The organism is Candidatus Methylomirabilota bacterium, from assembly GCA_035764725.1.
GTDB lineage: Bacteria > Methylomirabilota > Methylomirabilia > Rokubacteriales > CSP1-6 > DASRWT01.
Map to the genome: position 1 here is coordinate 1 of DASTYT010000109.1, position 12,946 is coordinate 12,946.

At 71.2% G+C, this 12,946-nt stretch carries 12 protein-coding genes; 3 read left to right on the top strand and 9 right to left on the bottom strand.

Annotated features, from left to right (window positions below; translation table 11 throughout):
- From VFX14_17720 to VFX14_17760, 9 genes are all read right to left on the bottom strand, one after another.
- Nucleotides 1-708 (bottom strand): CHASE2 domain-containing protein (locus tag VFX14_17720; GenBank protein ID HEU5191529.1); only part of this gene is annotated, 708 nt, incomplete at its 3' end.
- A gap of 19 nt (nucleotides 709-727) precedes the next feature.
- Complete coding sequence (locus tag VFX14_17725) at nucleotides 728-1,876, bottom strand: alpha/beta fold hydrolase (GenBank protein ID HEU5191530.1); 1,149 nt, start codon at nucleotides 1,874-1,876, stop codon at nucleotides 728-730.
- Nucleotides 1,877-1,887: 11 nt separating this feature from the next.
- Nucleotides 1,888-3,570 carry a methylmalonyl-CoA mutase family protein gene (locus tag VFX14_17730; GenBank protein HEU5191531.1) on the bottom strand — a complete coding sequence of 561 codons (1,683 nt, stop codon included), beginning with the start codon at nucleotides 3,568-3,570 and terminating at the stop codon, nucleotides 1,888-1,890.
- A 23-nt stretch (nucleotides 3,571-3,593) separates the two neighbouring features.
- The gene (meaB, locus tag VFX14_17735) at nucleotides 3,594-4,547 is read right to left on the bottom strand and encodes a methylmalonyl Co-A mutase-associated GTPase MeaB (protein HEU5191532.1); all 954 of its coding nucleotides are present in this window, start codon (nucleotides 4,545-4,547) and stop codon (nucleotides 3,594-3,596) included.
- Nucleotides 4,544-5,968: a phenylacetate--CoA ligase family protein gene (locus VFX14_17740; GenBank protein ID HEU5191533.1), complete on the bottom strand. Its 1,425-nt coding sequence runs from the start codon at nucleotides 5,966-5,968 to the stop codon at nucleotides 4,544-4,546. Before VFX14_17740 ends, meaB begins: the two co-directional genes overlap by 4 nt.
- An 11-nt stretch (nucleotides 5,969-5,979) precedes the next feature.
- Nucleotides 5,980-6,384 carry a cobalamin B12-binding domain-containing protein gene (locus tag VFX14_17745; GenBank protein ID HEU5191534.1) on the bottom strand — a complete coding sequence of 135 codons (405 nt, stop codon included), beginning with the start codon at nucleotides 6,382-6,384 and terminating at the stop codon, nucleotides 5,980-5,982.
- Nucleotides 6,381-9,347, bottom strand: a complete 2,967-nt coding sequence (locus tag VFX14_17750) for an ATP-binding protein (GenBank protein ID HEU5191535.1) — start codon at nucleotides 9,345-9,347, stop codon at nucleotides 6,381-6,383. The genes VFX14_17745 and VFX14_17750 overlap by 4 nt, the downstream gene beginning before the upstream one ends.
- A gap of 64 nt (nucleotides 9,348-9,411) precedes the next feature.
- A complete protein-coding gene (locus VFX14_17755) occupies nucleotides 9,412-9,936 on the bottom strand; it encodes a DUF523 domain-containing protein (protein ID HEU5191536.1) in 525 nt (174 codons plus the stop codon).
- On the bottom strand, nucleotides 9,933-10,265 hold the full coding sequence (locus VFX14_17760; protein ID HEU5191537.1) for a cupin: 333 nt from the start codon (nucleotides 10,263-10,265) through the stop codon (nucleotides 9,933-9,935). Before VFX14_17760 ends, VFX14_17755 begins: the two co-directional genes overlap by 4 nt.
- A gap of 54 nt (nucleotides 10,266-10,319) precedes the next feature.
- On the opposite strand from VFX14_17760, the gene VFX14_17765 reads away from it, so the two are divergent.
- The 3 genes from VFX14_17765 to VFX14_17775 form a co-directional block, all read left to right on the top strand.
- Complete coding sequence (locus VFX14_17765) at nucleotides 10,320-11,297, top strand: tripartite tricarboxylate transporter substrate binding protein (GenBank protein ID HEU5191538.1); 978 nt, start codon at nucleotides 10,320-10,322, stop codon at nucleotides 11,295-11,297.
- A complete protein-coding gene (locus VFX14_17770; protein HEU5191539.1) occupies nucleotides 11,297-12,295 on the top strand; it encodes an amidohydrolase family protein in 999 nt (332 codons plus the stop codon). The genes VFX14_17765 and VFX14_17770 overlap by 1 nt, the downstream gene beginning before the upstream one ends.
- Before the next feature lie 4 nt (nucleotides 12,296-12,299).
- A partial coding sequence (locus VFX14_17775; GenBank protein ID HEU5191540.1) for an Ldh family oxidoreductase occupies nucleotides 12,300-12,946 on the top strand: 647 nt, incomplete at its 3' end.

Sequence of the window (12,946 nt, forward strand, 5' to 3'; positions counted from 1 at the left end):
GTTGATGAGCAAGGTGTCGTGCTCGGCGAGCGGGATGGCCCGGCCGGCCCCGAACACCACGCCCGCCGCCGGCGGCGCGTCCAGCACGGCGGCCCGGCGCGCGTACCGCGCGACGATGGTCAAGGAAAGGCTGGGCACCACCGTGTCGCCGGCCTCGAGGAGTAGCGGGAGGCTTCTCACCACGCTGTCGCGCGCGGTGGTGATGTTGGCGGCGCCCTCCGCGGCCGCGGCGCCCCGGATGGTCGGCGTGGCGCCGATGAGCGTGTCGAACCGCTGCGCGACGCCTGGACGCGGGTCGAAGGCTTGAGGTCCCTGCGCGAGCACGGGCACCACCACGTTCCCCGCGCGGCGCATCGCCGCCGCGAGCTCGTCGTCGCCGGCGCGGGGCGCGTCGAAGAACACCGCGAAGGCAATCACCCGCGCCCCTGCGGCGGCGAGCGCGTCCACCGCATGCGCGTAGAGACTGCGCGGCCAGGCCGAGAGCGGGCCGTAGGTGCCCAGGAGGGACTGATAGCTCCGCTGATCGATGCCAACGATGGCGGTGGACGCCGCCGGCCGCATGGGGCGCGCAGCGAAGAGCAGATCGGTGGCCTGAGCGCGCAGGGTACCCAGCACGTCTGCCAGCGTGGCCGCCCCGAAGAGCGCGGCCACCACGGTGGCAAGGAGGCCATTGGCCAGCAGGCGACGGCGGGCGCGACGTGACAGCATAGGCAGCCCTGCCCGCCGGTCAGCGCAGCGGCCTGAAGAACTCCCGGATCTCGCGCGCGAGCGCCTCCGGCTCCTCCATCGCGGCGAAGTGGCCGCCTGACGGCATCACCGTCCAGCGCTGGATGTTGAAGACCTTCTCGGCCCACGGCCGCGGGGGCCGCACGATCTCCTTGGGGAAGGCCGCGTAGCCCGAGGGCACCTCGGTCCGCGCGCCGTCGGGGAGCGGCCATTTGCTGTGCAGACGGGCATAGTAGGGCCAGAACGACGAGCCGATGGCGCCCGTCACCCAGTAGATCGTGATGTTGGTGAGGAGCTCGTCCTTGGTGAAGCGGCGCTCCACGTCGCCGCCGCAGTCGCTCCACGTGCGGAACTTCTCCACGATCCAGGCGGCGAGACCCACCGGCGAGTCCGTGAGCCCGTAGGCGAGCGTCTGGGGCTTGGTGCCCTGGATCATCTGGTAGCCCGTCTCCTCCTTGAGGAAATACCCCAGCTCGTCGAGGTACTTCTTCTCCTCCTCGGTGGGCGCGTCGGGCCGCGCCACGTCACGGCGCAGCGGCAGAAGATTCATGTGGATGCCGGTCAGCTCCTTCGACCGCCGGAAGCCCAGCACCGCGGTGATGAAGCCGCCCCAGTCGCCGCCCTGGGCGCCGTAGCGCGCGTAGCCCAGGGTCTCGGTCATCAGGCTGCCGAACACGTCCGCGATCTCGGGGATGCCGAAGCGCGGCTGGCCCGGCGCGAACGAGAAGCCGTAGCCGGGCAGCGACGGCGCCACCACGGTGAAGGAATCCCTGGGGTCGGCGCCGAAGCGCGCGGGATCGGTGAGCATCGGCAGGATCGTGTGGAACTCCCACACCGAGCCCGGCCAGCCATGGGAAAGCAGCAGGGGCATCGGCTTCGGTCCGCGCCCCTCTTCATGGATGAAGTGGACGTCGATCCCGGCCACCGGCGCGGTGAACTGCCGGAAGCGGTTCAGCTCGGCCTCCCAGCGCCGCCAATCGTAGCGCTCGCGCCAGTAGGTCGTCAGCGCCTTCACATAGGAGAGGTCCGAGCCGAACTGCCAGCCCGCGCCCGGCGGCTCGTCGGGGAAACGCGCGCGGGCCAGCCGCTCGCGGAGATCGGTGAGGACGGCGTCGGGCACCGCGACCGTGAAGGGGCGGGGAGCAGGCATGGTGCGATCCCTCAGAACACCGGGTTCTCGACGTAGTGGCCCCACACCTGGCGGAGCCGCGCCACGATCTCGCCCATGGTGGCACGCGCCTTCACCGCCTCGATGGTGAGGGGCATGAGGTTGGTGTCAGGATTCTTCGCCTCGACGGCGAGGCGCTCGAGTAATTCGCTCACCCGCGCGTTGTCGCGGCCCGCGCGCACCGCCTTCACGCGCGCCACCTGGCGCGTCTCCACGTCGGCGGCCACCTTGTGGATGGGCACGGGCACCGGCGCGGGCGGCTCCGCAAACATGTTCACGCCGATGAGGGGCTGCTCGCCGGAAGCGCGGCGCCGCGCCGTCTCGTAGGCGGAGTCCGCGATCTCGCGCTGGAACCAGCCGGCCTCGATCGCCTTGATGGTGCCGCCCATCGCGTCCACCTTGTCGAGGATCTCGAACACCTTGGCCTCGATCTGGTTGGTGAGGGCCTCCACGTACCACGAGCCGCCCAGCGGGTCCACGACCTGCGGCACCCGCGTCTCGAGCGCGATCACCTGTTGCGTGCGCAGGGCGAGCTTCATCGCCTCCTCGGAGGGGATCGCGTACGCCTCGTCGAGCCCGTTGGTGTGTAGCGACTGGGCGCCACCCAGCACGGCGGAGAGCGCCTGGTAGGCGGTGCGCACCACGTTGTTCATCGGCTGCGCCTTGGTGAGGGTCGCCGCGGCGGTCTGGCAGTGGAAGCGGAGCCGCATCGACTCCGCCTTGGTGGCGTCGAACCGCTGCTTCATGAGCTTGGCCCAGATGCGCCGGGCCGCGCGGTACTTCGCGACCTCCTCGAAGAAGTCGGCCTGGGCCACGAAGTAGAAGGCCAGGCGCGGCGCGAAGTCGTCCACGGGCACGCCGGCGCGCGTGACTTCCTCCACGTAGGCGATGCCGTTGGCCATGGTGAAGGCGACCTCCTGCACGGATGTCGCCCCCGCCTCGCTGATGTGGTAGCCGCTGATGTTGATGGGGTTGTAGCGGGCGAGGTTGCGCGCCGAGTACACGATCATGTCGCGCATGATCCGCATCGACGGACGGATGGGGAAGATCCACTCCTTCTGGGCGATGTACTCCTTGAGGATGTCGGCCTGCACGGTGCCGGAGAGGCGGTTGAGATCGAAGCCGCGGCTCTGGGCCAGCGCCACGTACATGGACAGGAGGATCCACGCCGACGGGTTAATGGTCATGGACACGGAGATCTTCTCGAGGTCGATGTCCGCGAAGAGGGCCGCCAGGTCGTCGAGGGTGTCGATGGCCACGCCCTCGCGTCCCACCTCGCCGATGGACTTGGGATCGTCCGAGTCGTACCCCATGAGCGTGGGCATGTCGAAGTCCACGCTGAGGCCGGTCTGCCCCTGCGCGATCAGGTAGCGGAAGCGCCCGTTGGTGTCCTCGCCGGTGCCGAAGCCGGCGATCTGGCGCATGGTCCAGAGCCGGCCGCGGTACATCGTGGGGTATGGCCCGCGCGTGAACGGATACTGGCCGGGCAGGCCGATCTCCTCGAAGGGCGTGTCCGCGATGTCGGCCGGCGTGTACACGCGCTGCACAGGCAGGCCCGAGAGCGTGCGCGCCTCCGTCACCGTCTCCGGCTGGCGCTGGAGAAAGCCGCGCAGCTCGTTGCCTTCCCACGCCGCCTGCAGCTGCCGCGCCCGCTCGATCGCGTTCCGGTCGAACATCGTCGTCCTCCTGGCCTTTCGGGCTACGCCTTCGCGTTGTGGAGCGAGGCGAGCAGGGCCCGCGCCGCCGCATGGGGCCCCAGCTCGCGCCGCGCCACCCGCGCCACCAGCGGCGCCATGTGCAGCGCGGGATCGCCGATCGCGCGGGCCAGCGCCTCGTGGGCGATGCGGAGCACGCGCTGCTGCGCGCGCTTGGCCCGCCGCGGCTCGAGCGCGCCGCCGGCCTTGAGCTCGTCCATGTGCGCGCCGATGGCGTCGAGGAGCGCGTCCACGCCCTCCTCGCGCGCGGCGACACACGACATCACCGGCGGCACCCGCACGCCCTCGCGCGCGGGCAGCAACGTCAGCATCGCGCGCAGCTCCGCGATGGTGCGGTCGGCGCCCTCGCGGTCGGCCTTGTTCACCACGTGGATGTCCGCGATTTCGAGGACGCCGGCCTTGATCGCCTGCACGTCGTCCCCGAGGCCGGGCACGCTCACCACCACGACGGTGTCGGCGGCGCCGGCGATCTCCACCTCGTCCTGGCCCACGCCCACCGTCTCCACGAAGATGGGATCCCGCCCCGCCGCGTCCATGAGGTCGATGGCGTCGGCGGCGGCGCCCGCGAGCCCGCCCAGCGCCCCGCGGGTGGCCATGCTGCGGATGAAGACGCCGGGATCCAGGGCGAGGTCGTTCATGCGGATGCGGTCGCCGAGGATGGCGCCGCCCGAGTAGGGCGAGGACGGATCGACGGCGAGAATGCCCACGGTCCGCCCACGCTGTCGGGCCACGCGGGCGAGAGCGCGCACCAGTGTGCTCTTGCCACTGCCGGGGGACCCCGTGATACCGATCACGTGGGCCCGTCCGGTCTGGGGATAGAGCCGCTCGGACAGCTCCGCCGCGCGCTCGCCGCCCGCCTCCACCCAGGTGAGCCCGCGCGCGAGCGCGCGCACGGAGCCGGCGGCGAGGTCCCGGGCGAGCGTCTCGAGGTCGTTCATGCCGTGCGTCCGGTCTGGACGCTCAGGGCTTGGCGATAGAGATCGCGGTCGTCGATCACGCGGCGGGCCTTGAACTCGGTACGGGGGAGCGTCCCCTCGGGAACCAGCTCGAGCACGGGGTGCACGCCGATGCGTGCGCGCAGACGCGTCCGCATCTCGCCGCGCAGCACCTCGAGCCGCTCGGGCGCGGCGTGGCTCGGCGTGTACTCCGCGCGCACGAGCAGCTCGTCCATGGCCTCGCGCCGCGACACGATCACGCGGAACTCGCCGCCGAAGCCGTCCACCGCGCGGAGGACGTCCTCGATGGCACTCGGGTAGATGTTCTCCCCGCGCACGATGATCATGTCGTCGAAGCGCCCATAGAGCCCGGCGGGGAGCCGCGGATAGGTGCGCCCGCAGGGGCAGGGCTCGTCCGTCCAGCGCGCGCGGTCTCCCGACACGAGGCGGATCATGGGCTGTGAGGTTCGCTCGAGGTGGGTATACACCGGCGTGCCCTCGGCGCCGTAGGGTAGGGGCTCGAAGCCCTCCGGCTCGCATACCTCGGTGTAGACCAGGTCCTGCCAGAGATGCATGCCGGTTCGCCGGCGGCACTCTCCGTTGGTCATCCACGGCGTCATCTCGGCCATGCTGCCCATGTCCACGCAGATGCCGCCGAAGGTGGACTCGATGAGCGCCTTGGTGGCGGGAATCCCCGCGCCGGGCTCGCCCGAGAACAGCAGGATGCGGAGGCCGAGCGCGCGCGGGTCGATGCCTTCCCGCCTCGCCGTCTCCGCGAAGTGAAGCGCGTAGGACGGCGTGCCGTAGAACGCAGCGGGGCGCAGGTCGCGCGCCCACTGCACGGCGAGAAGGGTCTGCCCCGCCGCGCCCGCCCCAAAGGGGAACACCGTCGCGCCGAGGCGCTCGCCGCCCACCAGCGCGCCCCACGAGCCGAGGTAGAGGCTGAAGAACGAGCAGATCATGACGCGATCGCCAGGGCGCAGCCCGGAAGCCCACAGCACACGCGCGTGCGCCTCCCCGATGCGCGCCCAGTCCTCCGCGCCGATGCCGAACACCGTGGGCCGGCCGGTGGTCCCGCTGGTGCCGTGCACGCGGGCGACCTCCGCGGGGTCGATGCAGAGATAGTCGCCGAAGGGCGGATGAGCGGCCTGCGCGGCGCGGAGATCCGTCTTCTGGACGACGGGGAATCGCGCGAGGTCGGCCAGGCTCCTCAGGCTGTCGGGCGACACGCCGGCCGCTTCCCAACGCCGCCGGTAGAACGGGCTCTTCTCCCACGCATAGCGCACCTGATGCTGGAGCTTGGCGAGGATGATCCGATCGCGGTCCTTCGGCTCCGCGCACTCGAGATCGGGGGACCAGTACTCGGAGTCGCGCGCCGGGCGGTAGCCCGGATCGTAGCGCGGCGGCCAGGCGGAAGAGGGCAACCCGCTCACCGTCAGCGGGGCGTGCGCCCGGCCACCAGCTCGCGCATGCGAGCGACGATGGCATCCGGCGGGGTGTCCTGCAGGATCACGTCGGCGACGCCGATAGCCCTGAGGGCGTCCACGTCCTCGTCGGGAATGACCCCGCCGCCCACCAGGATGATGTCCTCCGCGCCCGCCGCCACCATCAGCTCGCGCACCTTCGGGAGCAGGGTCATGTGCGCGCCGGAGAGGATGCTGATGCCCAGCACGTCGACGTCCTCCTGCACCGCGGCGGCCACGACTTCCTCGGGCGAGCGGTGGAGGCCGGTGTAGATGACGTCCATCCCGGCGTCGCGCAGGGCGCGCGCCACCACCTTGGCGCCGCGGTCGTGGCCGTCGAGCCCCACCTTGGCGACGAGCACGCGAATGGGCTTCATGGGGCGGGCACCCGCGCGGGCTTCGGCCCGTCGAGGACCTCGCGCACCTTGGCGGCGAGGGCGTCGGGCGTGAACGGCTTGGAGATGAAGGCGGTGCCGGTCTCCAGCACGCCGTGGCGCACGATGGCGGTGTCGGTGTAGCCCGACATGAACAGCACACGCATGTCCGGCCGCGTGCGCGCGAAATGCTGCGCGAGCTCGCGCCCGCTCATCTGAGGCATGACCACATCGGTGACCATCAACTGGATGGGGCCGCGGTGTCGCTCGCTCAGATCGATCGCCTCCTGCCCGTGCCGCGCTTCGAGCACGGCGTAGCCGCTCATTTCCAGGATCTCACGCACCACCTCGCGCACGCGGGGCGCGTCCTCGACGAGGAGCACCGTTTCGGCGCCCCGTGTCTTGCCGCCCGGGGCCTCGACGGGCGCGATGCGGTCGGGCTCCTCGACCACCGCGGGCAGGCAGACCTTGAGCGTCGTGCCCTGCCCCAGCTCCGAGTAGACCCAGACGTGCCCGCCGCTCTGGCGCACGATCCCGTACACCGTGGAGAGCCCGAGCCCGGTCCCGCGCCCCGGCTCCTTGGTCGTGAAGAAAGGCTCGAAGAGCCGCGCTTTCGTCGCCTCGTCCATCCCGGTGCCGGTGTCACTCACCGCGAGCACGACGTAGCGGCCGGGCGCCGCCGCGCCGTGCGACATCGCGCTGTCGGCGTCGAGCTCGAGGTGGTCGGTCTCCATGGTGAGCCGCCCGCCTTCGGGCATGGCGTCGCGCGCGTTCACCGTGAGGTTCATGATCACCTGCTCGAGCTGGCTCGGGTCGGCCTTCACGTAGTCCAGGTCGGGCTTGGGCACGAACACGAGGTGAATCGTCTCGCCGACCAGGCGCTGCAGCATGGCCTGCATGCCGCCGACGATACCGTTGAGGTCGAGCACCTTCGGCGCGAGGACCTGCTTGCGGCTGAAGGCGAGGAGCTGGCGCGTGAGCGCGGCGGCCTGCTGCGAAGCCTCACGAATGCCGTCGACGTTGCGCCGGAGCGGGTGATCCTCGGGGACCTTGCGGCGGATCAGGTCGCTGTCGCCCTGGATCACCATGAGGAGGTTGTTGAAGTCGTGGGCGATGCCGCCCGCGAGCTGGCCCACCGCCTCCATCTTCTGCGCCTGACGGAGCTGCTCCTCGCTCTCGCGCAGAGCCACCTCGGAGCGCTTGCGCTCCGTCAGGTCCACGGTGAGGCCCCGGAGCTGGCGGGGCCGCCCCGCGCTGTCGCGCAGCACGTGAATGATGTCGCGCAGCCAGAGGATCCGGCCGTCCGCCGCCAGGGCCCGGTACTCGAACTCGTGGTCGGTGGCGGTGGCGATGGCGGCCCGGCATTGCACGACCGCGCGCTCGCGGTCGTCCTTGTGGATGCGGAGGGCGAAGAAGTCCGGCTCGCGCAGCCAGTGGTCGGACGGGAAGCCGAGCAGGCCCTCCGCGCGCTGGCTCACGAACGTGAAGCGGAGACTCGCCGCCTCCGCCTCCCACACGATGGCATCCAGGCCCTGCACGAGGTCGCGGAAGCGCTGCTCGGAGGCGCGGCGCGCCGCATGCAGCCGCTCCTCTTCCGAGAGGTCCTGGATGGTGAGGAGCAGCCGCGCCTCCTCCTCCTCGGCGATGCGGATGCTGGTGATGGTGATACGTACCGGGCGGCTCTCGCGCCGGTTGGCGAAGTGCAGGTCGAACAGCACGTCGTGCTGCGCCACGCCGGTTTGCAGGACCTCGCGGATGCGCACGAGCAGCCCCTCGGCCTTGGCCACCTCGTCGAGGCGCCGTCCCACCACCGCCGCGTTGCTCAGCGAGAACGACTCGAGGAAGGACCGGTTGGCGGAGAGGATGCGGAGATCGCCGGAGAGCACGAGCAGCCCGGAGGGCACGCTCGCCACGATCTTCTCGGCGTAGCTCTTGAGGTTGAAGATCGCGCGCTCCTGCCGGATCTGCTCGCGCAACAGCTGGGCGCGCTGCCGCTGGCGCCAGAGGCCGATCAGCAGCAGCCCCACGGCGAGGATGAGGAAGATGGCGGCCGCGCCGGTCAGATCGCGCGCCTGACGGAAGTCCTCGAGCGCCTCGTCGCGATCGATCTTGAGCACGAGGCCCCAGCGGGGACCGTGAATCCAGCGGGCGGCGGCGAGCACGGGCGCGCCGCGATAGTCGGTGGTCTCGGTGAAGGCATCCTTGCCCGCCACTGCGCCGGGCACCAGCGCGGTGAGCTCGCCGAGCGAGCGGCTCGCCGCTTGCCACCCCGCGCCGGGTGAGCGGAACGGCGAGAGGTAGGCGGGCTGATTGCCCTCGATCCGGAAGAGCAGCGCCTCGCCGGTGCGCGTGGGCACCGTCTCTTCGGTGAGCAGTGGATAGAGGCCGCGTTCCGGCGCCATGGTGAGCACCACGGCGCCGAGCGGCTCCCGCGCACCCGGGCCCTCGGGACTCACCGGCGCGGCGAAGATCAGGTGCCGCGCGCCGCCCGGGTCGCCGGTCATGTCGACGCGGAACGCCTTCGCAGTCAGCGCGGCCTGCGCTGCCGCCGCGATCTGCTCGGGCGCGCCGGCGCCGCGCGTCTGCGCGACCACGCGACCCGTGGGGTCCACCACCGCGACGCCGAGATAGCCGTAGGCCGCGGCGACGCGGTCGAGCTGCGGGGTGACGCCCCGGTCGCCCTGGCCGGCGAGCACTGCGTGCACCGCGGGCGTGCCGGCGAGCACCTCGGCGTCGGCCTTGCGCGAGCCGAGCCAGTCCGAGACGAGCCGCGCGCGGTCGCCCGCGAACGTGGTCAGGCGTGTGTGCCAGTGGTCCATGACCACGCTGCGCTCGCTGGCGATGTGGTACCACATGAAGCCCAGGACGAGGGCCGTGCCCACCAAGAAGGCGAGGGGATAGAGCCAGCGGGCGAGGTCCCGCGGAGGCGCGGTCGCGCGCTTGTCGGGGGCCGCGGTGGGGGGCATTGCGCCCCATTGTGCGACGAGGCGGGGGGCGGTGTCGAGGGAGCCGCGCGCGCTCAGGCGCCCGTCATCCGACTCGGGGCCGCTCCGCATAGCCGAGGACGCGGGCGACGAAATCCTCGCGTCCTGCCGGCTCGGCGAGATCACCCTCCTCCACGATGGGCAGCCCCGACCAGGCCGCCGAGAGGGCGGCCGCGAAGAGACCGTGGCCGCGGTGCGGGGCGCCGACCGAGCCGCCGTCCTCCTGCCACACGGGCACGTCCCGCAGCCCGCAGGAGGGCGAGGCGCTCTTGAGCACGTAGCCCGCGATATCGAGCGCGGCCAGCTCTCGCGCGCGGCGCTGCGCGTAGGCGGTCATCTCACGCGTGAGGTCGCGCTTGCTCGACACGCCCAGCATGCGCGGCGCGTGGGGGTCGCCGGTAAGCCGCAGCGGCTCACGCGGCGCGCCGAGGCCGATCTCCATCTCGGGACAGATCGGCACCCAGGTGAAGCGCGGGCCGAGGAGCTCGACGATCACGGCGCTCCGCTTGTGGCCGCCGTCGTAGCGCACGGGCTCGCCGAGGAGACAGGCGGAGACGCCGATCCGGATCATCGCGCGCGGTAGCGGACCTCGAAGTTCACGCAGCCGTTCGGCGAGCGAAACGGGCCGTGCGGCATCCCGGGCGGGCGCACCGCCACCATGCCGGCGTGATACGTCGTGCCGCCCACCACGCACGAGCCAGAGACGATGTAGATCTCCTCCCAGAAGTCGTGGGTGACCACGGCGTCGTTGCCTGCGCCGGGCTCGAAGCGGAGGAAGCGCGTGGACACCCCCTCGTCCTCGCCGCCGGCGATGATCTGCTCCCACACCCCGCTCGGGTAGCCGGGCGCGGGGCGCCAGGGCAGGGCGGCCGGATCGAAGAACTCGCGCTCCTGCTTCATTTCGCCGCCATTCTAGCGTACCTTTGCGGGACCTCACCCACGGGAGGGCTTCACATGGTGCGCATTCTGATCGTGCTTGCCCTGGCTCTTTCCCCGCTCACCTCGCTCGCCGCGAGCGCCGCTGCGCAGGAGCCCTATCCCACGCGGCCCATCTCGATCGTGAATCCGTTCCCGCCAGGTGGCATCGCCGATCTGACCGCCCGGCCCCTCGCGTCCACGCTCGAGAAGCTGCTGAAGCAGCCCGTGGTGGTCGTGAACAAGGCGGGCGCGGCGGGAGCGGTCGGCGCCCAGTTCGCCTCGGTGGCCAAGCCCGACGGCTATACGATCCTCATCGCCCTCGTGAGCATCTCCTCCACCCCCGAGGTGGACAAGCTGTTCGGCCGGCCGGCCACGTACACGCGCGATCAGTTCGTCGGCATCGCGCGGCTCAACGCCGACCCCCCGCTGCTGGCGGTGAACGGGCCGTGGAAGACGCTCAAGGAGCTGGTGGACGACGCGAAGAAGCGGCCGGGCGAGATCACGTTCGCTTCGTCGGGGCCGTATGGCGCCTCGCACCTGCCGCTCGAGATGTTCCTGCAGGCGGCGGGACTCAAGATGCGCCACCTGCCCACCACGGGAGGCGGCCCCGCCACCACCGCGGTGCTGGGCGGTCACGCCCAGCTCTGGGCCTCGCCGCCCGCGCTGGCCGCGCCGCACATCCAGGCGGGCAAGATGCGCGCGCTCGCCACGTGGGGTGCCACGCGGCTGGCCGCCTTCCCCGATGTGCCCACGCTCAAGGAGCTCGGGTACGACGTCGAGTACTACATCTGGACGGGACTCTTCGCGCCGAAGGCGGTGCCGCCCCACGTGATCCAGATCCTGCGCGACGCGACCCGGAAGGCGGTGCAGGACGAGGAGTTCAAGTCGGCGATGGAGAAGGCCAAGACGCCCATCGCCTATCTGGACATGGATGAGTTCAAGGCGTTCTGGGACAAGGACGCGCAGCGCATCGCCTCGGTGATCCAGTTCATCGGCAAGACGGAGGTGAAGTAGTGCGCATCGATCTCCACACCCACGTGGTGCCACCGCGCTGGGACGACTTCGCCCTTCGATACGGAGGCGGTAAATGGCCGCGGCTCGAGTTGAAGGACGCCTGTCACGCCACGATCATGACGGGCAGCCAGTTCTTCCGCGCCATCGACGACCGATCGTGGAGCCCCGAGCGGCGCATCGAGGACATGGACCGCCTCGGCATCGACCGCCAGGCCCTGTCGCCGCCGCCCATCATGCTGGCCTACTGGGCGGAGCCCAAGGCGGCACAGGCCTTCGCACGCATGCAGAACGAGTTCGCCGCCGATGTCGCCGCGCGGCACCCCGCGCGCTTCAGCGGCATGGGCTCGGTGCCGCTGCAGGACGTGCCGCTCGCCATCGAGGAGCTGCGGTACTGCCGCGAACGGTTGGGTCTTCGTGCGGTCGAGATCGGCACCTGCCCCGCCGGGCGCGACTTCGACGACCCCGCGCTGTTCCCGTTCTTCCAGGCCTGCCGCGACCTCGACGTGGCGATCTTCGTCCACCCGGCGAGTCCATTGATCGGCCACGACCGGCTCACCCAATACTACTTCCCCTTGATCGTGGGGAACCCGCTGGAGACCGCGCTCGCCATCTCGCGGCTCATCTTCGGCGGCGTGCTGGAGCGGCTGCCCGACCTCCGCATCTGCTTCGCGCACGGCGGCGGGGCATTTCCGTTCACGCTGGCGCGGCTCAATCACGGCTGGCACGTGCGGCCGGAAGGGCCGAAGGCCATTCCCAAGGAGCCGCGCGAGTACGCCAAGCGCATCTTCGTGGACTCGCTCACCCTCGCCCCGCGCAATCTCCGCTTCATCATCGAGGAGCTGGGCGCGGACCGCGTGATGATCGGCAGCGACTACCCCTTCGACATGGGCGACAACGACCCGCGCGCTTCGCTGGACGCCGCCGCCCTCGATCCCGCCACCCGGCGGCTCATCGAGGGCGAAACGGCGGCGCAGTTCCTCCGACTTCCGGTATCCTGACGCCATGCCGACCATCGCCCCCGCCAAGCTCGAAGCGCTCGCCACCCGCATCTTCGCCGGTCTCGGCACCCCGGACGCCGACGCGCACCTGGTCGCCACGCTGCTCGTGCGCGCCAACCTGCGCGGCCACGACTCCCACGGGGCAATCCGCATCCCGCAGTACGCAGGATCCATCAAGACCGGCCACGTGAATCCGAAGAGCCCGATCACCGTGCTCGCGGACACGCCGGTGATCGCGCGGCTCGACGGCGGGCGCGGCTTCGGCCAGGTCGTCGCCAAGCGCGGCATCGAAATGGCCATCGCCAAGGCCAAGGCGATGGGTCTCTCCGCGGTGACGCTCGCCAACACCACGCATGTGGGCCGCCTCGCCGACTACGCCGAGATGGCGGCGGCGGAGGGGCTGGTCGGCATGCTGTGGGTGAACGCGGTGTTCGGGCTCAACGTCGCGCCGTGGGGCGGCGCCGCGCGGCGCCTGGGCACGAACCCGCACGCGATCGCCGTGCCCGGCGACGGCGCGCCCGCCATGGTGCTCGACTTCGCCACCAGCGTCGTGGCCGAAGGCAAGATGCGCGTGAAGAAGAACCGCAAACCGCAGGCGCCGCCCGGCTGGTTCATCGACGCCGAGGGCAAGCCCGGCACCGATCCCGAGAT

Coding starts and splice junctions, on each gene's coding strand:
- VFX14_17725 (HEU5191530.1), bottom strand. CDS start 1,876: ATGCCTGCTCCCCGCCCCTTCACGGTCGCGGTGCCCGACGCCGTCCTC.
- VFX14_17730 (HEU5191531.1), bottom strand. CDS start 3,570: ATGTTCGACCGGAACGCGATCGAGCGGGCGCGGCAGCTGCAGGCGGCG.
- meaB (HEU5191532.1), bottom strand. CDS start 4,547: ATGAACGACCTCGAGACGCTCGCCCGGGACCTCGCCGCCGGCTCCGTG.
- VFX14_17745 (HEU5191534.1), bottom strand. CDS start 6,384: ATGAAGCCCATTCGCGTGCTCGTCGCCAAGGTGGGGCTCGACGGCCAC.
- VFX14_17750 (HEU5191535.1), bottom strand. CDS start 9,347: ATGCCCCCCACCGCGGCCCCCGACAAGCGCGCGACCGCGCCTCCGCGG.
- VFX14_17755 (HEU5191536.1), bottom strand. CDS start 9,936: ATGATCCGGATCGGCGTCTCCGCCTGTCTCCTCGGCGAGCCCGTGCGC.
- VFX14_17760 (HEU5191537.1), bottom strand. CDS start 10,265: ATGAAGCAGGAGCGCGAGTTCTTCGATCCGGCCGCCCTGCCCTGGCGC.
- VFX14_17765 (HEU5191538.1), top strand. CDS start 10,320: ATGGTGCGCATTCTGATCGTGCTTGCCCTGGCTCTTTCCCCGCTCACC.